Annotated in this window: 16 protein-coding genes; 10 read left to right on the forward strand and 6 right to left on the reverse strand. The window is 44.8% G+C overall.

The annotated features are described in order from the left end of the window. Positions 1-11: 11 nt before the first annotated feature. Positions 12-206: a heavy-metal-associated domain-containing protein gene (locus QUA90_RS17560; protein ID WP_333252630.1), complete on the reverse strand. Its 195-nt coding sequence runs from the start codon at positions 204-206 to the stop codon at positions 12-14. Positions 207-527: 321 nt separating this feature from the next. On the opposite strand from QUA90_RS17560, the gene QUA90_RS17565 reads away from it, so the two are divergent. The 5 genes from QUA90_RS17565 (at position 528) to QUA90_RS17585 (ending at position 7682) form a co-directional block, all read left to right on the forward strand. Then, positions 528-1259, forward strand: coding sequence for a DUF305 domain-containing protein (locus QUA90_RS17565; protein WP_333321674.1), 732 nt, complete (start codon positions 528-530; stop codon positions 1257-1259). A gap of 353 nt (positions 1260-1612) precedes the next feature. Continuing rightward, positions 1613-1810, forward strand: coding sequence for a hypothetical protein (locus QUA90_RS17570; protein ID WP_333321670.1), 198 nt, complete (start codon positions 1613-1615; stop codon positions 1808-1810). A 193-nt stretch (positions 1811-2003) separates the two neighbouring features. Then, positions 2004-3959 carry an efflux RND transporter periplasmic adaptor subunit gene (locus tag QUA90_RS17575; protein WP_445300118.1) on the forward strand — a complete coding sequence of 652 codons (1956 nt, stop codon included), beginning with the start codon at positions 2004-2006 and terminating at the stop codon, positions 3957-3959. A 90-nt stretch (positions 3960-4049) separates the two neighbouring features. After that, on the forward strand, positions 4050-7163 hold the full coding sequence (locus QUA90_RS17580; RefSeq protein WP_333446786.1) for an efflux RND transporter permease subunit: 3114 nt from the start codon (positions 4050-4052) through the stop codon (positions 7161-7163). 39 nt (positions 7164-7202) lie between these two features. Then, the gene (locus QUA90_RS17585; RefSeq protein WP_333321665.1) at positions 7203-7682 is read left to right on the forward strand and encodes a hypothetical protein; all 480 of its coding nucleotides are present in this window, start codon (positions 7203-7205) and stop codon (positions 7680-7682) included. A 113-nt stretch (positions 7683-7795) separates the two neighbouring features. Here QUA90_RS17585 and QUA90_RS17590 read toward each other — a convergent pair whose 3' ends face one another. The 3 genes from QUA90_RS17590 to QUA90_RS17600 all read right to left on the reverse strand — a co-directional run bounded on the left by QUA90_RS17590 (position 7796) and on the right by QUA90_RS17600 (position 11010). Then, the gene (locus QUA90_RS17590) at positions 7796-8740 is read right to left on the reverse strand and encodes an FTR1 family protein (RefSeq protein ID WP_333321663.1); all 945 of its coding nucleotides are present in this window, start codon (positions 8738-8740) and stop codon (positions 7796-7798) included. A 73-nt stretch (positions 8741-8813) separates the two neighbouring features. Beyond that, positions 8814-9845, reverse strand: a complete 1032-nt coding sequence (locus QUA90_RS17595) for a helix-hairpin-helix domain-containing protein (protein ID WP_333321660.1) — start codon at positions 9843-9845, stop codon at positions 8814-8816. Between the two features lie 160 nt (positions 9846-10005). Next, the gene (locus QUA90_RS17600; protein WP_333446788.1) at positions 10006-11010 is read right to left on the reverse strand and encodes a multicopper oxidase domain-containing protein; all 1005 of its coding nucleotides are present in this window, start codon (positions 11008-11010) and stop codon (positions 10006-10008) included. Positions 11011-11311: 301 nt separating this feature from the next. Here QUA90_RS17600 and rppA point away from each other — a divergent pair, with 301 nt between their 5' ends. From rppA to rpmB, 5 genes are all read left to right on the forward strand, one after another. Beyond that, positions 11312-12001: a two-component system response regulator RppA gene (gene rppA, locus QUA90_RS17605; protein ID WP_333321656.1), complete on the forward strand. Its 690-nt coding sequence runs from the start codon at positions 11312-11314 to the stop codon at positions 11999-12001. A gap of 77 nt (positions 12002-12078) precedes the next feature. After that, positions 12079-12318, forward strand: a complete 240-nt coding sequence (locus tag QUA90_RS17610) for a hypothetical protein (protein WP_333446790.1) — start codon at positions 12079-12081, stop codon at positions 12316-12318. A gap of 198 nt (positions 12319-12516) precedes the next feature. Further along, entirely contained in the window at positions 12517-13848 is a 1332-nt protein-coding gene (gene rppB / locus QUA90_RS17615; RefSeq protein WP_333446792.1) for a two-component system sensor histidine kinase RppB, read from the forward strand. Positions 13849-14101: 253 nt separating this feature from the next. Further along, positions 14102-16090 (forward strand): molecular chaperone HtpG, encoded by a 1989-nt coding sequence (htpG, locus tag QUA90_RS17620; RefSeq protein ID WP_333446794.1) that lies wholly within the window; start codon positions 14102-14104, stop codon positions 16088-16090. Positions 16091-16245: 155 nt separating this feature from the next. Further along, positions 16246-16482, forward strand: coding sequence for a 50S ribosomal protein L28 (gene rpmB / locus QUA90_RS17625; RefSeq protein ID WP_006634309.1), 237 nt, complete (start codon positions 16246-16248; stop codon positions 16480-16482). Between the two features lie 84 nt (positions 16483-16566). Here rpmB and QUA90_RS17630 read toward each other — a convergent pair whose 3' ends face one another. Next, complete coding sequence (locus QUA90_RS17630; protein ID WP_333446796.1) at positions 16567-18627, reverse strand: adenylate/guanylate cyclase domain-containing protein; 2061 nt, start codon at positions 18625-18627, stop codon at positions 16567-16569. 143 nt (positions 18628-18770) lie between these two features. After that, the gene (locus QUA90_RS17635) at positions 18771-21749 is read right to left on the reverse strand and encodes an adenylate/guanylate cyclase domain-containing protein (protein WP_333446797.1); all 2979 of its coding nucleotides are present in this window, start codon (positions 21747-21749) and stop codon (positions 18771-18773) included. Positions 21750-22154 lie beyond the last annotated feature (405 nt).

Consider the following 22154-nt stretch of genomic DNA (forward strand, 5'->3'; position numbering starts at 1 on the left):
ACCCTTTGTCTTTAAATAGTTGGATAGCCCGCCGATGCGATCGCTTTCCTAACTTCACTTTCTGACTTAGCGGTGTGAATCGTGACCAATTTTGTCTTGAGATCAGCCTCAACCGTTGAGGCTGAGTCAATGGCTTGGACTGCTTTTGTGATTGTAGTCGCACAAGCAGAACAAGCCATCTTAGGAACTTTTAGCTGAAAAGTCATAATTTGAACCTCAGCAGAAACTACTCTGCTCAATCAATGAATTAACTGTATTGTAATGTCTCCAGTACACTGGAGAGTCAAGGGGAATTGCAAAATAAATCAGGAATTATGAAAAAAGTGGTTTGACACGCTACCCCTAGGGGTAAGGCGCGCACTGTGTACATAGATAATTAGGTGCAAGTGAGTTCTGTAAATCTTAACTTTGAGTGCGATCGAGGGCACAGAAATAATTCTTTACAAGTTTGCCAGAAAAATTTCATCCTAATTTCATTTATATATGAAAAACTGAAAATAAATGGCAGTTTTAAGGATATAAGCTCTATGAAACCAATTTCATTGAAAACAGGCTTTGCAGCGCTGATGTTGACCGCCACAGCCGCTTTTACCAGTGGAGTGCTTGCAGCTTGTTCAAAAGCCCCTTCCAGCGAAACTCAAGCCCCAAATGTTACGGCTGCAACTGAAGCAAACAACAAGCAAGACGTGGTACAAGGCGGTGGCATGGGTGGCATGAATCATGGCATGAATCATGGCATGAATCACGATATGTCAATGGATTTAGGCCCTGCTGATGCCGACTACGATTTGCGATTTATTGATGGCATGACAGTACACCATCAAGGTGCTGTAAACATGGCTCAAGATGTGCTTAAACAATCCAAACGCCCAGAAATGAAGAAACTTGCCACTGATATAATTGCTGCTCAAAAACGCGAAATAAATCAAATGAAAGAGTGGCGAAAAACTTGGTATCCCAAAGCCAGCAGTACGCCGATGGCTTATCACGGTCCCATGGGTCACATGATGGCAATGACTCCCGAACAAATGCAAAGCATGATGATGAGCATGGATTTAGGGGCCGCTGACGACCAATTTGACTTGCGATTTATTAATGCGATGATTCCTCACCACGAAGGAGCTTTAGTGATGGCTGAAGATGCTTTGAAGAAGTCAAAACGCCCGGAAATGAAGAAATTAGCTCAAGAAATTCTGACTTCGCAAAAGCAAGAAATTCAGCAAATGAAACAGTGGCGGCAAGCTTGGTATAAACAGTAATTTAGCTACCCTAAACAAAAGGTGACACAAATCCCCAAAATGAGTGACATTAATCACAGTAGCTCAAGATTTCCGAAAATACTTGCTTCACAAAAGCAAGAAATTGAGCAAAGGAAAAAGTGGCGACAACCTTGGTAGACAAAGTAATGTAGCTCGACTGTGGCTGTCAGCATTTGTCTGACTCCACCTCAGTTTCCTGAGAGTACCTACACTACACATACTGTAGATAATTGAACCGTCCTACCTCTAAAGTAGTAGAAAGTTACGTAAGAATACTGTAGACACTGGATCGAATCTACGTCTAAAGTAGTAGATAGGTCAGCAAAAAGCTATATAGATAGAGAGGGTAGTGTATGATATTGAATAGCTTGGAATTAAACACCAGTTATAAATCAAATACAGCCGTAGATGATCTAGTCAGCGCATTGACAAACGAAATTGAAGCGCGAGCAGAGATTAAAAAACCGGAAAAAAATATACAGCCCAATCGCTTGTCATTAGGCGAAACTTATCTTCGTATTTTAGAATCTGGTGGGCATCTGGGCTGCTGATGCGAAATTTCATCCTAATTTCATTTGACCATGAAATACTAGGTTGAGTAGAGCATTTCTAGCTCTTGGTCATTGCTTAGCGGTCGCTTCTTGGAAAATGCTAATAAGTAACTTTACTTAATGGGTATCACTTACTTACCTTGGCAAAATACCAACTGCTAAACCTGTGGCACTCAACCTGATTTCAAGGACAATGCCAAAGATGATATTTCATAAATATGCTCAATCTCCGGCAATTATTAGCAGCTTTTCGGGAAGTTTGTTCAGCCTAATTTTGCTAAGTTCTCCTGCCGCTGTTTTTGCCCACGCTGGCCACGGAAATGAATTTCACCATAGCGGCGAAACAACTGAAACTCCTGCTGCTATTTCTGTCGATGCCGAAACAGCAAAACGATTAGGAATTAAAGTCTCCCCTGCCGCTCGCCAGCGACTAGATATCGGCATCAAAACCACAGGACAAATTGAAACTTTACCCAACGAAAAAGTAGAAGTTACGGCTCCTGTTGCTGGGAAAGTAGTAGAGTTGCTGGTTAAGCCTGGGGACAAAGTATCAAAAGGTCAAACCCTTGCGGTTGTATCGAGTTCAGAATTAGGACAATTGCGGGTTGAATCTCTCTCGAAACGTGCCGAAGCTGAGGCCGATTTGCAGCAAGCGGAAGGAGATTTCAAACTAGCACGAGAAAATTACGATCGCCAAAGTCAAATATCCGCAGCAGAAATCGCCCAAGCCCAAACCCAGTTGACAGCGGTAACTAAGCAGTACCAGCAAGAACAAGAATTAGTAAATAATCGTTCCGTGGTGCAAGCCGCTCAAGAAAACTATCAGCGTCAAGTTGAAATAGCGCAAGCAGAAATAGCGCGGGCAGAAACTGAACTGACAGTGGCTAAAGAACAGTTCGATCGCGACAAAGAATTAGTGGCATCTGGGGCGATCGCGCGGCGCACAATGCTGGAATCGCAAGCCCACTTCGCAGAAGCAAAAGCCGCTGTTGCTAAGGCAAAAAGCCGTCCTGAAGTTATCAAAGCCCAAACCGAAATTAAACAAGCCGAAGTAGACCTGCCAATGCGGGAATTGCGGGAATCTCAAGGCAGAGTAGCAGAAGCAAAAGCTCAACTTACCAGAGCTCAGAGTCGCCGGGAAGTCCTAGAAGCCGAGAACCAACTCAAACGCGGCAAAACTGCCGTCGAAGTCGCTCAGTCGCGCATTCGCTTGGCTGACGCAGCCTATCAAGCGCGACTGCAACAATTAGGAACTGTTGCCAACGATCAAGGACTCGTTACCGTAGTTGCTCCGATTTCGGGCACGGTAGCCGATCGCGAAATTACCCCAGGCGAGTCAGTAAACGCTGAAAAACCGTTGATGAGCCTCTTAAATGACAGCCGCGTTTTTGCCACAGCCAATATTTACGAAAAAGACCTGAATCAAGTAAAACAGGGCCAGGAAGTCAGGGTAAAAGTCGCTAATTTACCCGATCGCACTTTCAAGGGAAAAATCGCCTTAATTGGGTCATCCGTGTCAGGAGAAACGCGGGTTGTACCCGTGAAAGCAGAACTAGATAATATTAACGGTGAATTAAAGCCAGGACTGTTTGCGGAGTTGGAGATTTTAACAGACAAAACTGCCACAAATATTTTAGCAATTCCGAGTGCGGCGGTAGTGGATGTTAGCGGGAAAAAAACCGTTTACGTCCAAAATGGCAATGCTTATCAAGCGGTTGAAATTGAACTCGGTCAAACGGCCGGAGATTTAGTTGAAGTTAAGAGGGGTTTATTCGAGGGAGATTTGATAGTAACGCAGCGAGCACCTCAACTTTACGCACAATCTTTGCGGGGGGACAGCAAGCCCTCAAAAGACGAGGCAAAGAAAGACGCAACTCCAAAAGCAACAGAGGTTAATTTTAATAATTTACCCGTGTCTTTATGGTGGGCGGGAATAGGGGGAGGAGTTGCGATCGCATCTCTGACTTTCACAGCCGGCGTGTTGTGGGGAAATCGGCGCAAATTGCCAGCAATAGCAGCGGATTCTGGAAACCATGCTGCAAATAATGGTTTTTCCGCCTCTACATCGACCTGGGACGAGGAATTGCTGTTAAACAATAACAACCATCACGTTAAAACTCAAGAGACAGAAGTCAAGAGTTTAAAGTAACAGCACGACACGAAAGTCACGGATACACGGAGAGCTGTTTTTATCAATGCCCAATGCCCAATTCCCAATGCCCAATTCCCAAATTATTAAATGTTCAGCACTATTCTTAGATGGGTAATTAACCGTCGCTGGCTAGTCCTTGTCGCCACGATTATTGTTAGTCTGTGGACATTTTCTATCATCCCCAAAATGTCCCTTGATGTCTTCCCTCCTTTTGCACCGCCGCAAGTCGAAATTCAGACAGAAGCACCGGGGCTCGCGCCGGAAGAAATCGAGTCTTTGGTAACACTACCAATTGAAAGTGCAATTAATGGAACTCCTGGGGTGACAGCAGTGCGATCGTCTTCGGCTGTGGGCCTTTCTGCGGTTAAGGTAATCTTTGATTGGGGAACTGAAATTTATCAAGCGCGGCAGTTGATCACAGAACGGTTGCAGCAAGCGCAAAGCAAACTCCCGGCTGGGGTAGAAACACCACAAATTTCTCCCACAACTTCTCCTGTGGGCACTGTTATTACCTATGCTTTTACCTCGGAAACTACTCCTTTGATGGAAGTGCGCCGTCTAGTTGATTGGCAAGTCACAAATCGGCTTTTGGCAGTGACTGGCGTTGCTCAAGTAGTAGCTTACGGCGGCGAAGAAAGGCAGTATCAAGTATTAGTAGAACCTGCCAAGTTGAAAGCTTTTAATGTGTCTTTGCAGCAAGTTGCTGAAGCGGCGGCGGCTGCGAATGTTAACGCGCCGGGGGGGTATTTAATTACGCCGGATCGAGAAACTTTAATCCGGGGGGTGGGGCGGATTGAGTCTCTGGAAGATTTGCAGCAATCGGCGATCGACTCTCGCCACGGAACACCCGTCAGAATTAGTGATGTGGCTGATGTCAAGATTGGGGCTGCTATCAAGCGGGGCGATGGCAGTTTTAACGGCAAAAAAGCTGTGATTGTGATGGTAAACAGACAGCCAGTTGCTGATACTCCGACGGTAACGAAAGCGGTTGAGGCAGCAATGGCTGAGGTGCAGCAAGCTCTGCCCAAAGATATTAAAGTTACTGTGACTTTTCGACAGGAAGAATATATTAATTCCTCGGTGGAGAATGTGCGATCGGCTTTAGTTGAAGGTAGCATTATCGTCACCCTGATTCTCATCCCGTTTTTGATGAATTGGCGCACTCTGGCGGTTGTTTTGCTGGATTTCTTCCTAACTTGGCTGTTGGCGTTGCTGGCGATGTATTGGCTGGGGCTGGGGCTGAATACGATGACTTTGGGGGGTTTGTCGGTGGCGATCGGCACTGCGATCGACGATGCGATCGTCTATGCCGAAAATACCTACCGCAATTTGAGAGAAAATGCGTCTTCTCTTCATCATCGCCCGGTGATGGATGTGATTTTTGATGGCAGTCAGGAGGTGCGCGATTCGTTAATTGGAGCCACTGTTATTGGCATTGTGGTGTTTTCGCCAATTTTTACTTTGCCCGGTGTAGAAGGTCGAATTTTTACGCCTATGGGGATTACTTATTTGGTAGTTGTGGTGATTTCTAGTCTGGAATCGCTGTTAATATCTCCGGCCCTTTGCGCTATTTTGTTGCCTACCAAATGCATGAGTGGTAAAGAACCTTGGTTGCCGAGATTTTGCAAGCATATTTATCATTATTGTATCAGAATTTCAATGCGTTATTCGGCGATTATTTTAGCTTTTGCGGCTGCTAGTATAGTGGCTGCATTAATTATTTTGCCATCTTTTGGGCGGGTGTTTTTGCCGGAGTTTCAGGAGCAAACTTTGGTGAATACTATTATGCTTTATCCGGGGGTGTCTTTGGAGACAACAGATAGCGCGGCTTTTGCTATTGAAGATGCACTGAAGGATGATACCAGGTTTCAATACGTGCAAGTGCGATCGGGCAGAGCTCCGGGTGATGCTGATGCTGCGGGAGTTAATTTAGCTCACATTGATATTGGTTTAAGCGAGGAGGGCATGAAAAACCGGCCGAAAACTTTGGAAGCGCTGCGGCAGGAGTTTGGTAAATTGCCGGGAGTTGCACCAAATATCGGCGGTTTTATTTCTCACCGGATGGATGAGGTTTTATCTGGTGTCAGAAGTCAGATTGCTGTCAAAATCTTTGGCCCGGATTTGGATCAGCTTCGTAGCATCGGTGCCAAAGTTGAAGAGCAAATGAAAACAGTGGAAGGCATTGTGGATTTGCAACTAGAACCGCAGGTGCCAGTGCCACAAATTCAAATTAAGTTTAACCGTCAAGCTGCGGGTAGATACGGTTTGAAAATCGGAGAGCTTTCTGAAATTATTGAAACAGCTTTAAACGGCAAGGTTGTTTCTCAAGTTTTGGAAGTGCAGCAAACTTTTGACTTAGTTGTTTGGTTGCAGCCGGAAGCCCGAAATAACTTAGAAACTATTCAGAATTTGCTGGTTGATACTCCAAGCGGCAACAAGATTCCCCTCGCCCAAGTTGCGACTGTTAAATACGGTACGGGTCCCAATACGATTAACCGCGAGAATGTTTCTCGCCTGATTGTAGCGGCGGCTAATGCTAAAGGTCGAGATTTGCGATCGGTTGTGAATGAAATTCAAGCTAAAGTCAAACGAGAGGTGCAGTTGCCTTTTGGCTATTTTATCCAGTACGGTGGTCAATTTGAAGCCGAGCAAAGAGCTTCGCAAAATATTATGATATTTAGTGCGATCGCCTTTTTGGTAATTACAGTATTGATGTACTTGTCCGTCAAGTCAATTCCTTCAACTGCTATGATTATGATTAATTTGCCGATCGGCTTAGTGGGAGGAGTAATTGCGGTAGCTGTGACTGGTAGCATCATCTCTGTAGCTTCCCTGGTTGGCTTTGTCACATTATTCGGAGTTGCTACCCGTAACGGCTTGTTATTAGTAGACAACTACAACACTAAATTTGCTGAAGGACTGCCTTTTAAGGAAGCAATTATTAAAGGCTCGATGGAACGGCTCAACGCCATCCTGATGACCGCTTTAACTTCAGCTTTGGGTTTAGCACCTTTAGTATTTGAAGGTGGGGCGGGCAAGGAAATTTTGCAACCGCTGTCAGTCGTAGTTTTAGGAGGGTTATTTACTTCTACTGCCTTGACTCTGTTAGTTTTACCAGCTTTGTATGCTCAATTTGGGCATTTTTTACGACCTCAACAACCTCAGCGAGTTATTGAAGACGGCAAGGTAGTTAATGTGTGATATTTTCTAATTATTGTCAGTCAGCAAGGAGTCAAACAAATGAAATCGCTTAAGTCAAATTTAATTGTTCTAGGTAGTGTCGGATTGATGTTTTTGGGAGCTTGCAGTAAAGGCGACCAAGCAAGCGATCCAAATACCACTCCAGCCTCCCCTCCTGTCGCCTCTCAACCTGCGTCTTCGCCTCCCGCCACTGCTCCTGCAACAGCAACTCAAGGGGGGCAAGTTGTAAAGTCGGGAGCTTACTATTTAGAGTTTGTACCGGAAAAAGAAGCTACCGGAACTCATTTAGATTTATTTTTGCAAAAAGGGGAGAAAAAAGAACCAGTTCCTAACGCCAAAGTGACGGCTCAAGTGCAGTTGCCGAATGGAAAGCAGCAAACCCTAGCTCTCAAGTATGATGCTGAGGGCAAACATTACGCTGTGGTGTTTCCCGGCAAAGATGCAGGAAGTTATCCCGTGAAAGTGACTGCGGATATTAACGGAGAAAAAGTTGACGGTCGTTTTACCTTCAATCAATAGATAGCTAATAACTAATGCGCTCTAAGTTAGGGGCGCATTAGTTATTAGCAACAAACAACTGCCTTCTGCATTTCCACTAACAAGCCGATCGCGTTTCGATCGCACTTTATTTCCTATTTCGTTACCTGAGTTTTTTTGAATGGGAAGAAAACTCTACCTGCCAGACTTTGGAAGTAGATGCCACCGACAGTACCTAAAAATATCAAATAGGCGATCGCCTGCACGACATAGAGCTTATCCGTGTAGCCAAACAGCGCACTCAACAACAAACCGGGAAACTTTTCTTCGGGAAGCAATTTCGAGGTATTCCACACCATCGGCCCGAGAATGCAGGAGTGGATTTTAGTAAATCTTTCGTAATAGAAACACATCCCTGCTGACTCGCGATTTGCTTGCGATAAAATATTCACCGCGCTGTCAAATAATCCCAAAGTAGATACCACTAAACCCGCTACAATGAAGAGCAATAAAATGCCCATATATTTGAAAAACAGGCGGATATTAATTTTGACTCCCCATTTAAACAGCAGGACACCAAGTCCGGCTGCTGAAAGTATTCCTCCCAAAGCGCCGAGGGCTGGAATAATGCCTTGTTGAAACTTGGCGACGACAAACAAAACAGTTTCAAACCCTTCGCGCAAAACGGCAATAAAAACTAAACTAAATACGCCCCAACCGGCATGAGAGTTGTGCGTTAAGGCGGCACTCACAGCGCCTTCGACTTCGGCTTTCATAAATCGCGCTTGCTTGGTCATCCAAATCAGCATCCAACTCAGCATTGCGATCGCCACAAGCCCAAAGATTGCCTCTAGCAGCGACTCCATAATCGGTGCAAAAGGCTGATTGGATGCGGACAAAATTTGAATAGTCCAGCCGAAAAGTACACCTATCAAAGCGCTGGCAATCAGTCCAACGCCAACACCGCCGAAAACCCAAGGACTTAAATAACTTTGTCCCGACTTTTTGAGACAAGCGAGAACGATTCCGACAACTAAGGCGGCTTCGACTCCTTCGCGGAGAGTAATTACAAATGTGGGCAATGCTTCGCCAAAATTCATTTTTTTAGTTGAGGTAATATCGGGAGGTAATTGGTAATCTTTTTACCAATTACCGTGGTTTCAGTTAACTTTTTTAAGAGGCGGGTTTGAGAACTTTTTGGCTGTCGCTTTCGATGGTTTTAACTAGCTGGTTGACTTGTTCGGTGGTTTTGACGGGGGCGGGGGGTGCGATCGCCGTTGGCCAATTTGTCTTCAGTTCTGTCATGTTAGCCACAATTGCTTTGTCAATTTCCGGGCTGGTTTTAGCCACTTGCTCGGCTATATCTTTGTACAGCATTTCCGCGTACATGACAAAACCCCGCGAATCTTGATATTCAATAATTGCGGAAATTTTGCCGTTAGCAACTGCGGCTCCGTATTCGGAATTAGCTGTATCTAGCAAGCCGTTAATCACTTGCAGCACGAATTTCGGATCTTTGCGCTGGGTTTCGGGAAGGGCGGCAATTGCTCCGTCAACTGCTTGCATTGATGTGTCAAATTCCGCCTTCACTTGAGCCGGATCTTTTGCACCCGCTTTAACTAAATCCTGCAATTTAATTAAAGTAGTCTTAAATTCAGGAATTTTACGATCGTTTAGCTGATCTTCCACATCGGCATAAATTTCTTCGACTGGATGCCCGATGTGTGGTTCTGCCTGGTCGGGTTTGCCTTGATCCAATAGTTCTTGGGCTACGAAAAGATGCCCTTTCATCAAGCCAAGTTTAGTCATGTAGTCTACATCTTTGGGTTCGCCTGTCAGCACCACATTTTCAATAGTTACCAAGTCTTTTATTTGGTCGAATTGGGCTTGAGTAATGACATTTTTTGAAACCAATTCTTCGACTTTTCCGTAAGGGCGGCTGGCTTGAATTTTGTTAGAAAGTGCCGGTACTCCTAACTTGGCTTCGAGTTTATCTAACTCTGAAAGAATGGCAGTATTGATGTTGATGCCGCCTTTGCCGCCGTGGTTCATGCTGTGACCGCTTGTGGATGCGGGACTGGCTGTAGCAACGGGTGAGGCGCTGCTGTCGGTGTTGCTGGCCGTGGGGGTGGAAGCGCAACCAGCCAGAGCAACGAGGATGGCTGTAGCCGTGGCGGTCGGTAATAAGCGAAAGGATTGTAACATGGCAGTTGCTAATTTTTACGTTATGTGCTTTTCGACTCACAAGTTATTAAGAATAATTCTCAATTATTTGTGAGCTATTCATTCTACCTATTTGCGATCGAGCTTGTCAAATAATTTCATACTTTATTTGAATCGCCCCACTCTGGTAGCAGAATTTGGTTTAAGTGATGACTTCAAATACCCCCATGCAGCCAGCTTCGGCGATCGCATCTTGATGGGGATGAAACATAAATTTTCCAGCATAGCCGTAAGTAAATTCTAAAATATGTCTTTCAGCTACTCCCATTGTGATGACATCGGTTCTTTCACTGGGAGTCAAAGTCATTCCCGTGCGATATACGTCAAAAAAGTTGGCGTGCAGGTGAAAAGTTACTGCCGCTTCATACTCAATCATGTTGAGAACGTAGAGCCGGATTAGCTGATTTTGGTAAATAGGTATCGGGTTGTTCATGTAATAATTGGGCAACCCGTTAAAAGCGTAAAGCTCGTTTTTTTTGTCGTCGTTTACGTCGTATCCTCCCATGATTAACAAGATTTCATCGGCGGGAGGGCGGGGTTTTGGCGGATCGATGATGAACATTCCATAGAGTCCTTTACCTATATGGCGAGTTACGGGTTCAATATGACAGTGATATAGATGCACTCCGTAGGGATTGGCATCGAATTCATAAATAAATACCGAACCGTGTTTCACTGGTTTAACGCCATCCATTTCGCTGGTATGAACGCCGTGAAAGTGCAGCGAATGAGAATCTCCGGCTTTGTTATAAAAAATGACGCGGATTCGATCGCCCTCAGTGGCCCTCAATGTCGGCCCCGGCACGCGATTGTTCACGTTCCAGGTGTTGAAAGTGACGGCGCTGTTAAGTTGGACGATCGAAGTATTAGCTTCCAGGCGAAATTCCCGAACTGTGCGCCCGTTTTCGCGCGTCACCGTGCCGTAATCAAAATCCCGCGCAATTTGCATCGGGTTGATATTGCTTACGGCGAGTGCATCTGCGGGCATGGGCGGTATTCTCGCAACTGATGTCGGTTTGCGAGTCAAATGTTGAAGTGCGATCGCGCCGCCCGCTACCCCAGCCCCAGCTATTCCTAGCTGTAGCAGTTGGCGGCGACTCCAGCGCCCCGGCTTTTTCATGGCGGGACGATCGGATAAATCTGTCATACTTATTGAAAAATATTCTCAAAATTTTGATTGCGTTTGAGTATAAGACATTTCCAGCTTGTTGTCAATTATTGTCAACTGTGATCTTTTTCTGCGAAGTCAATCAATTTTAGATTGTAGATTTTAGATTTATTCCCGTCAGTCAGCCTGTGCGTTGGAATCAATCCGGGGGCTTGCGATCCAATTAGTTTCGGTCATAAAATTTCATGCTGATTTCATCTCAGTATGTGAGGTTAGATGTTGGGGTAGATGCTGCCGAGCGCTAACAATGTATAAGGATTTACCGCTATAAATTAGAGTTATGAGAGTTTTGCTAGTTGAAGATGAGCCCGATTTAGGGAAAGCGATCGAGCGAACCTTAAAGCAGGAAAAATATATAGTTGATTGGGCTTTGGATGGCAGTGAAGCTTGGGAATATTTAGACAGTCACTGGATGCAATATAACCTGGCTATTTTTGACTGGTTGCTACCAGGATTGTCAGGATTGGAACTGCTGCGGAGATTGCGTGCTAAAAATAGCGCTCTGCCAGTTTTGATGCTAACAGCAAAAGACCGAATGGAAGATAAAGTTGCGGGACTAGACGCCGGGGCTGACGATTATTTAGTTAAACCGTTTGGCATGGCGGAACTATTAGCAAGATTGCGGGCTTTGCAAAGGCGATCGCCCCAAATTCAACCGCAACAGCTACAGGTAGGAAATCTGGTTTTGGACTGCGGAAATCGAACTGTGTGCCATCTCGATCGAAGTGGCAACAACCAGATAATTGATCTAACAAAGAAAGAGTTTCAACTTCTAGAATACTTTATGAAACATCCCAACCAAATTATCACCACTGACCAAATTCGGAATCAGCTATGGGAGGCGAGTGCAGATACCTTTAGCAATGTGGTAGCAGCTCAAGTGCGCTTGCTGCGGCGAAAACTTGAGTCTGTTGGCGGCACGAATTTAATTGAAACTGTACACGGCGTCGGATACCGCATGAGAAATTAAAGCTGTAGGGGCAACAGCGGCCCGATTATATCTCGTTTCCAGTATCTGGCTATAATATAGAAAATTCTATCGTCAAAATGACTGCTATGAAAGATTTAATCCAACAAGAGTTAGAAAAGCTCGATCTAGAACAACTCAAACAAGTATTTGAATTTATTGCCTTCCTAACATTCCGTGCCCGATTAGCTACTATTCCAGCAATCGATGAAACTAACTTAGCTGCACTCTACGGCGAATTTGCCGAAGAAGACCGACAACTTGCGGAACTTGGAATAAGCGAATATGCAGAACTCCTAAAAAATGAGAATGTGGCATGACAGTCAAATATAAAAAATGTATTATTTGGCGGAGAAATTTTATCTTATTAGGAATTAGGTACGGGGTTCAGAAACCTTATTGTTTAAGCTTATTATCTCTTTTATCCTCCTCTGCGTTCTCTGCGCCCTCTGCGGTAGATAAAAAAAATATCATCTTCAACTAATTACCAATTACCAATTACTAGCAAGATATGAAAGGTGAATCAAAATAAACTATTTAACCGAACTCGCTGGCAATTAGCCATTTCCTATGCAGCAGTAATGGGTTTGATTTTAAGCTTGCTGGGATTTGGCGTATACAAGGCGATCGCCCACGCTCACTGGGTAGCCATAGACCGCGAATTAGAATCGGTAGCGGGGACGCTACACGACAGCCTAGAACTCAAATTGCAGCAGCCCGGACGCTTGGAGCCAATAGTAAACGAACTTTTGCCCAACCTCCGCCTAATGGGAGTTAAAGGCATTAAAGAACAGTTGCCAAGTCGCCATATTTTAAGCGCTATCAACCAAGGCTATTACTATATTCGTTTATTTGATTATTCGGGTAAATTAATTGCTACCGCTGGCGCTTATCCCAAAGAATTGCCAGCCGAATTTAACTCCCAATACTGGCAAACAATAACTGACAACAAAGGTAATGTTTATCACCAAATTTCTGTAGAGCTCCACACCCAAACACAGCAAGATTGGGGATATTTTCAAGTGGGGCGGAGCCTGCAAGACTTCAATGATTATCTCAGTACAGTGAAATGGGTTTTGAAATTAGGATTACCTACAGCATTGATTCTGATCGGCTTTTCTAGTTGGTTATTGGCAGGATTAGCCATGAAACCAATTTATTCTTCCTACCGACAAATACAACAGTTTACAGCGGATGCTGCTCACGAATTGCGGACGCCTTTAGCGGCTTCGCAGGCGACAGTAGAATCAGCACTGTTGATGCCTCAATTGGATGAAAAAGAAGCGCGGGAAATTTTGCGAACTGTAGAGCGCCAAAACCGACGGTTAACTCAGTTAGTGGCTGATTTGCTGCTGCTGGCTCGCATGGATAATCAAGTGATACGCGATCGCCCTCAATTGTGTTGTTTGAATGACCTTGTTAGCGATTTAGTAGAGGAATTGGCAGCTTTGGCGATCGCCTCAAAGGTAGCCCTAACATCCGAAATGCGCGTACAGCAGCAATTAAATGTTGTCGGCAATTCCGACCAACTTTATCGCTTAGTTGCTAATTTAATTGTTAATGCCATTCAATACACTCCGGCGGGCGGGAAAGTAACAGTTATTTTAGATTGCAATCACATCGAGGCGATCGTTCAGGTTCAAGATACCGGTATTGGGATCGCCGCGGCAGATTTAGAGCGAATATTCGATCGATTTTACCGAGTCAATAGCGATCGATCGCGCCATACCGGCGGTTCGGGACTGGGATTGGCGATCGCCCAAACCATTGCCCGGGCACATCGTGGCAGCCTCAGCGCCAGCAGCGAATTGGGGCAGGGCGCTACTTTCCTGCTGCGGTTGCCTTTGTGAGCTACTATGTGAGGGAAACTGACATCTTGCACCATGCTCAAGAACAGGCTTTCCGGCCTGTTCCACAAAGAGTGATTCTTGTTGTGGGGTGGGCATCCTGCCCGCCCGTCAAAGGCTGATTGAGAATTGTGCAAGATGTGGGGAAAACCGAATCATCTTTTTGTGGTAATCCCTTTTGCAGAAGAGAGCACGATCGCCGAAAATCATTAAATAGCTATTTCTCAGCAATTAGCAGTCATCAGAGAGAAAAATTATGACAGTTTTAGAACAGGGAACAATCTCCATCCATACCGAGAATATTTTCCCGATTATCAAGAAGTCGCTATATACTGACCACGAAGTCTTCTTGCGGGAACTAATTTCTAACGGAGTGGATGCCATTGCCAAACTCAAAATGGTTTCTCGTTCCGGCGAATACGGCGGCGACATGGGCGAACCGCAAATCACCATAGCGATCGACAAAGAAAACAAAACCCTCTCAATTTCCGATAACGGCATCGGCATGACCGCCGATGAGGTAAAAAAATACATCAACCAAGTCGCTTTCTCCAGCGCAGAAGAATTTATTCAAAAATACCAAGGCAACGGCGACGACGCAATCATCGGTCACTTCGGTCTAGGTTTCTACTCTTCTTTCATGGTGGCGAAGAAAGTAGAGATTGATACTCTTTCTTACCAAGAAGGCTCCCAAGCAGTACACTGGTCTTGCGACGGGTCTCCCGCTTTTGAACTATCAGAATCTTCCCGCACGGAACGCGGCACTACTATTACTCTTACCCTCCAAGACGAAGAACAAGAATATTTAGAACCCAGTCGCATTAAGCAGTTAATCAAAACTTACTGCGATTTCATGCCAGTTCCCATCAAATTTGAGGGAGAGGAACTCAACAAGCACAAAGCAATTTGGCGGGAATCAGCCAGTAATTTGCAAAAAGAAGATTACTTAGAACTTTACCGCCACCTTTATCCGTACCAAGACGAGCCGCTGCTGTGGGTACACCTGAATACAGATTATCCTTTTATTGTCAACGGGATTCTTTATTTTCCAAAACTGCGCCCGGATGTCGATGTTACCCAAGGCAATATTAAGCTATTCTGCAACCAGGTTTTTGTCAGCGACCACTGCGAAGAAATTATCCCGAAATTCTTGATGCCGCTGCGGGGCGTTATTGACAGTACCGACATTCCGCTGAACGTTTCTCGCAGTTCTTTGCAAAGCAATCGCACTGTGCGGAGAATCGCTGATTATATTGCGAAAAAAGTGGGCGATCGCCTGAAAGAACTCTACCGCGACGACCGTAATGAATACATCCGCTGCTGGCAAGATATCGGCACTTTTGTCAAGTTCGGAACGCTCAACGATGACAAGTTCAAAAAGCAAGTCGAAGATATTTTAATCTACCGCAGCACCTACGAACCAACAGCCGAGAAGCCAGAAACTGTAACGCCCGAAGTTCAGGTGCAAAGTGAGGAAGGAGATTTGTGGCAGGATGTGACTCCGAAGTCGGAAACTTCTACTTCGACGCAACCTTACACGACGCTGAAAGAGTATTTGGAACGCAATCAAAAACGCCATGAAAATCGCGTGTTTTATTGTACCGATCCTGCCTCTCAAGCAACTTACGTGGCAATGCACAAAAGCCAAGGTTTAGAAGTGCTGTTTATGGATTCTTTCATCGACACGCACTTTATCAGCTTCCTGGAACGAGAACACTCAGATGTCAAATTCTCGCGGGTTGATTCCGACATCGACGAAACGCTAATTGACAAAGAGAAAGAAGCGGAAATTGTCGATCCGGCGACGAATAAAACTCGCAGCGAACAAGTTAAAGAAATGTTCCAAAAAGCTCTCAATAAGCCGAAAGTGAACATTCGCACAGAAGCTTTGAAGTCTGACTCTGCGGAGGCGACGCCACCTGCGATCGTACTTTTGCCGGAAGCTTTGCGCCGGATGCGGGATATGACGGCGCTTTTGCAGCAGCAAGCCGCCGAATTCCCCGAAGACCACGTTTTGCTGGTGAATACGTCTCACCCGCTGATTCAAAATCTGGCGAGTTTGAGTCAGGGTGCGATTATTCAAGGCGGCGGGGAGTCTCCGTCGGCTGAGTTGGCGAGTATGATTTGTCACCACGTTTACGACTTGGCTTTGATGGCCCAGAAGGGTTTCGATGCTGAAGGGATGAAGGATTTTGTCGAGCGATCGAATCAAGTGTTGACAAAATTGACTGAACGTGCAATGTAATTAACCCCCCCAACCCCCCCTTGCTAAGGGGGGGAGTAAGAGTTTATTTCTATTGGTAAAGGGATAAGTCAAGCCTTCTTCCTTCTTCCTTCTTCCTTCTTCCTTCGGGTATAATAAAAGGCTGCACGCAAAAAAACGGTAATCTGGAGGGCAATATGTCACGGAAATGTCAGCTAACGGGAAAGAAGGCGAATAACGGTTTTGCAGTTTCTCACTCGCACCACCGCACTCACAAATTGCAAGACGCCAATTTGCAGTGGAAGCGGGTTTGGTGGCCGCAGGAGAAGCGCTGGGTAAGATTGCACCTTTCTACAAAAGCAATTAAAACCTTGCAACACAAGGGTTTGGAAATCATGGCGAAGGAAGCTGGAATTAACCTGTACAAGCTTTAAAAAACTTGGCTAAATTAAAATGAGGGCGATCGCACATTTGAGAGTGCGATCGCCCTTATTTTTAGAGAAAAACCTTTACTAAAGCTATTTTCGGCATTGCAGTAAATAAGTAGTCATCTGACCTTTGCCTTTAACTTCGATCGCGCCACGGTTTTCAAAGAAATACTTTTCTCGCAACTGCTGATAAGTTGTCTCTGTTACGTGAATGCACCCCGGCAAGCCGTGAGATTCCATGCGGGAAGCAGTGTTAACGGTGTCTCCCCATAAATCGTAAATAAATTTTTTAATTCCAATAACTCCGGCAACAACCGGGCCACTGTTAATGCCGATTCTGATGCTGAAATCTTGATTGTGGGTATTGCTGAAGTCAGTAATTGCCTGCTGCATATCCAAAGCCATTTCTGCGATCGCCTCTGCATGATCCCTGCGGGGCATGGGCAGCCCTCCAACTACCATGTAAGCGTCGCCAATCGTCTTAATTTTTTCCAAACCGTGCCTTTCTGCTAGGTTGTCAAATGTCGAAAAGATGTCATTCAGCAAGGCAACTAATTGCGTTGGAGAAACTCGCGAACTGAGTTGAGTAAAGCCTACTATGTCCGCAAATAAGACAGTAACATCAGCAAAAGTGTCTGCGATCGTACTGTCTCCCCGCTTCAACCGATTCGCTATTTCTTCAGGCAAAATATTCAACAGCAAGCGTTCTGATTGTTCCTGTTGAACTCGCAGTGCACTTAAAGTCTCATTCAGAGCATTAGTTCGTTCTTTCACTCTAAACTCTAACTCGTCATTCAGCTTTACAAGCTGCATTTCAGCCCGCCTGCGTTCTGTGATATCCGTACCGATTGCCAGCATTCCCGCGAACTTTCCTGCCGCGTCAAACAGCGGTTTATTTGCCCACGATACCCAAACCCGCTCGCCGCTGCGCCGGATACTTTCATTTTCATTTCGCGTATATTGTTCTGGGTTTTCCAAAATATCTCTCAACTTTGCTGCCAAGTCATTTCCTCTTGTATCTCTCTGGGGAATAATTGTTCCCACGGCGTTTTTGCCAATTATCTCTTTTTCATCGTAACCAAAAAACTTCTGTGCAAATTCGTTAAAAAAAGTAATATTTCCTCGCCTATCTATTTTTAAAATAATGCTGTTAGCATTTTCCACTAATTCCCGATACTTAATTTCGCTTTGCCGCAGCGAATCCTCAGCAGAGGCGCGTTCCGCTACTGTCGCCGCCAACAGCAGCGATGTAACTACAATTACGCTCATAAAAGCCTGCAAAAATAAGATTGCCTGATTGATATTTTCCGCTTTTGCAATAAAGGGGCCACCTCCCTGAGAACCGCCCCAAATTGCGATACTGGATACAATGAAAGATGCTAAAACAGCCCCACCCTGGCCGAATTGAATGGTTGCCCAAATTACCAAGGGAAATGGCAAGTATTCGAGGGGATAACCGGAGAGATTACTTTCACTTTTGGAGTTGTAGACTAGCCAACTGACTGTTACTAATAACAGCAGGCATATTCCGGCACCTATACGATTTAGAATTGTTTTAGAAGCTGTATTTTGTGACGGGCTGGGCGCTGGTTTGTGGTTGTATATAATCAACAGCATGGGAGTAAAAATTAAAACTCCTAATGTATCTCCCAGATACCAATTCCACCGAATGTGCCAATATTCGCTCCAGTCAACTAAACCAGTTACACAGAGGCGTAGCGTGCCGAGAGTACAGTTGATTTGAGTGGCAACTACAGCACCGCAGAAAACTAAGTTTACTACATCTATGAGCCGTTCTAGTGACGGGCGAAACTTGAGTTTCTGCAACAAACTAAATGCGATGAAAGCTTGCATACAAGCACTTAATGCAGATATTAATCCACTTATCAAGGAGACTTTTTGGTTAAAAATATCGAAAAAGAAGACGCCTAAAGCTATTCCAGGCCACACCTGCCGCCCAAACAATAAAAGTGCAGCTTGTGCAATTCCTGCGGGTGGCCAGACGCACGTACCTAATGTATTTACGCCTGGGATTGAAACAGCTATTTTTGCTCCCACAGCGTAAGCAAAAGCAATGGCAGCTACTTTTGCTAAGTATTGCCACTTTCTAGATTTAGGGAACCGCAGAAACTGAATTTTTGGGGGTTTCATACTGAGTGTTATATTTTTAACTATAGTAACCGCGACCAAATATTAGGAGGTTCTTAATTGCTGAAAGATGAGTTATTATATTGCTTCTTCCTTCTTGCTTCTTCCTTCTTTTTATCCGGACCGAATCCGAAGGATCTTTTTCCTTACGGCTCTAACTTGATGCCTGTAAGAAAGTAAGTGTTCATCTCGCCTTTGCCTTTAACCTCGATCGCGCCGCGACTTTCAAATACATACTTGTCCTGCAATATATCATAAATTGCAGAGGTGACTTGAATGCACCCCGGCAAGCCGTGAGATTCCATGCGGGAAGCAGTGTTAACGGTGTCTCCCCACAAATCGTAAATAAATTTTTTAATACCGATTACTCCAGCGACAACTGGGCCGGTGTTAATGCCAATTCTGATGTTAAAATCTTGATTGTGGATATTACTGAAAGTAGTAATTGCCTGCTGCATATCGATCGCCATTTGGGCGATCGCCTCTGCATGATCACTGCGGGGCATCGGCAGCCCTCCTACTACCATGTAGGCGTCGCCAATAGTCTTAATTTTTTCCAATCCGTGCTTTTCTGCTAGGCGATCGAATGTGGAAAAAATGTCGTTAAGCAAGGAAACTAATTCTGGCGGAGAAATTTGGGAACTAATTTGGGTAAAACCGACTATATCTGCAAATAATACTGTTACTTCGGCAAAAGTATCGGCGATGATGCTTTGGTCTTGTTTTAATCTGTCGGCAATGGGTTGTGGTAAAACGTTTAACAGGAGACGATCGGATTTTTCTTGTTCTAAGCGCAAAGCTGCTTCAGCTTCTTTGCGAGTTGTGATGTCTTGAACAGTACCTTCGTAATAAAGCAAATTTCCGTAGGAATCGCGCACGGTATAAGTATTTTCTGAAATCCAGATTATGCTGCCATCTCGGCGGTAAATTTGAGATTCAAAATCCGATACTTTGCCTTGTTCTTCTATTAAGCGGACAATTTCGGCGCGGCGATCGGAGTCAACATAAAGCTGTTGGCTAATATCAGTTAATGTGCTGACCAATTCCTCGCGTGAACTGTAACCGTAAATGCGAAGCAAAGCAGGATTGGCGCTGAGATATTGCCCATCTGGGGTAGTTTGAAAAATGCCGACGATCGCATTTTCAAAGATGCTGCGGTATTTTTCTTCAGCTTGCCGCAGCGCTTCTTCAGCCCGCTGGCGTTCTCGCGCTTCCATTGCGAAAGTTACAGAGTCTGCTAGAGAAACAGCGAAACTTTGTTCTTCAATCGTCCAAAAGCGGGGCATTCCTACGTGTTCTAAACAGAGAACTCCTGCTGTTTCTCCGCCTATTTGAATCGGCGTATCTAGCATAGAAGTGATGCCCAAGGGAATTAGGTAAGATTCCGCAAATTCTTTAGTTCTAAAATCGTTTTGCGCGTCAAAGGAAGCAATTGCGCGTTCTTCTCGCAGTATTTGAAAATAGACAGGATAGTCTGCTGCTGCTAATTTCAAACCGTGTGAGTGTTGGTTGAGAGTGCGATCGAACAAATCTAGGCACTCCATCTTGGATTTAGTGTGATCGTACAGCCAGACGCTCGATCGGGCAACTTCCAGAGTACGGCTAGCAGTTTCAGTTATTTCTTGAAGCGCTTTTGTTAAGTCGCCTTGATTCAGCGCTTTATTTTTGGCTAAATCAATTAATGCCGATTTCTGTTTTTGTAGCTGAACTTCGCTTTGTTTCAGGGCATTTGTCCGCTCTTCAACTCGGATTTCCAGCTTTTCATTAAGCTTTTGCAACGCTATTTCAGCTTTTCGGCGATCGGTGATATCTGTCCCGATGCAGAGGATGCCCAAAAGTTTGCCCGCTGAATCAACCAGCGGTTTATTTGCCCAAGATACCCAAACGCGATCGCCACTGCGCCGGATATTTTCATTCTCATAGCTGGTAAAGCGATCGGGATTTTGTAAAAGTTGACTATAAACCAACTCTAAGTTATTCCCTTCCATGTCCGTCTGTGGAATAATGGTTCCCAAGGCATTTTTTCCCAAAATTTCTTCCTCCTTGTAACCAAAGAATTTTTCGGCAAATTCGTTAAAAAAAATAATATTGCCATCAGCATCCATTTTCAAAATAATACTGTTAGCATTTTCTACCAATTCTCGATACTTAATTTCGCTCTCCCGCAGAGAATACTCTGCTGATGTGCGTTCAGCTACTGTCGCTGCCAATAAGAGCGAGGTAATCGTAATTACACCCATAAAAGCTTGCAAAAATAAGATAGCCTGATTAATATTGTCAGCTTTGGCTGTGAAGGGCCCCCCTCCATGAGAACTGCCAAAAATTGCGATGATTGAGACAATAAACGATGCTAGGACAGCGGCTCGCTGACCGAATTGAAGCGCCGCCCACATTATCAAAGGAAACGGCAAATATTCCAGGGGATAACGAGAAATAGAAGCTTCTTGTTTCGACTCAAAGACCAGCCAGCTCACCCCAATTAATAATATTAACCATACTCCTCGCTCAATTAAATAATTTTTCTTTGTTTCTGTTTGTATTTTTAAACGATCTCCTGCCAATTGAGGACGAATAAATATTAAAATTAAGGGAGTTATAATTAAAACTCCCATTGTGTCTCCCAACCACCAATTCCATCGAGCAGACCAATATTCACTCCACTCTATTTTCCCAGCTAAATATAGAGAAAACACCCCAATAGTGCAACTGATTTGAGTAGCAATTAGACCGCCAAACAAGATTAAATTAATTACATCTTTCAAGCGCTCGATAGAGGGACGAAACCGGAACCAGCTCAGGACAGTTACTGCAAAAACAGCTTGCAGAATCGCCCCGGCGTTTCCTCCCAGCCAAACCACGAATATTTGTTCATTTGGGTTAACCAAATTGAGCAAAAATGTGCCCAAAACTATGGCAGGCCAGACTTTACTCCCAAACAATAAAAGTCCAGCTTGTGCAATTCCTGCGGGTGGCCACACCGAGGCAGCAAAAGGATTGACACCTTGAATTGAAATTGCTAGCCTCGCTCCCACGGCGTAAGCAACAGCAACGACAGTTACTTGGGCCAAGTACCGCCCAATTCGGGATTGAGGGAATCGCAGAAACTGATTTAGGTTCAGATTCATACCGAGTTTTAAGTTTTAGATAATTTCACATCTCAAGGAAGAAGGAAGAAGGAAGAAGGAAGAAGGAAGAGGGCAGGGCTGTTTCATTCTCACCAAAAACATCATTTTGTAGGGGTAGTGCTACCCCTACTCCCCGTGCCTACCCCCTCTACCAACGAGCGAATGGGTGTTTCAGCAATCGGGGCAACCACGGGGGGATTGCCCCTACAAAGAATGGAACAGCCCTGGGGAAGAGGGGGGAGAATCTCATATTTATAAAAACACTTCTTCTGGCTCCTTCTTTCTGACTCTTTCCTCCTGTATCCTGCCTCCAAAGTCCAATTTCTAGCTGGGCTGCTTTCATTGAGATGCTCCCAAGATGGGAGCTAATGTAGGTGTACACCGCGCACATTGCGATCCTAAATG

Source organism: Microcoleus sp. D3_18_C4 (genome assembly GCF_036702355.1).
In the GTDB taxonomy this organism is placed as follows: Bacteria; Cyanobacteriota; Cyanobacteriia; order Cyanobacteriales; family Microcoleaceae; genus Microcoleus.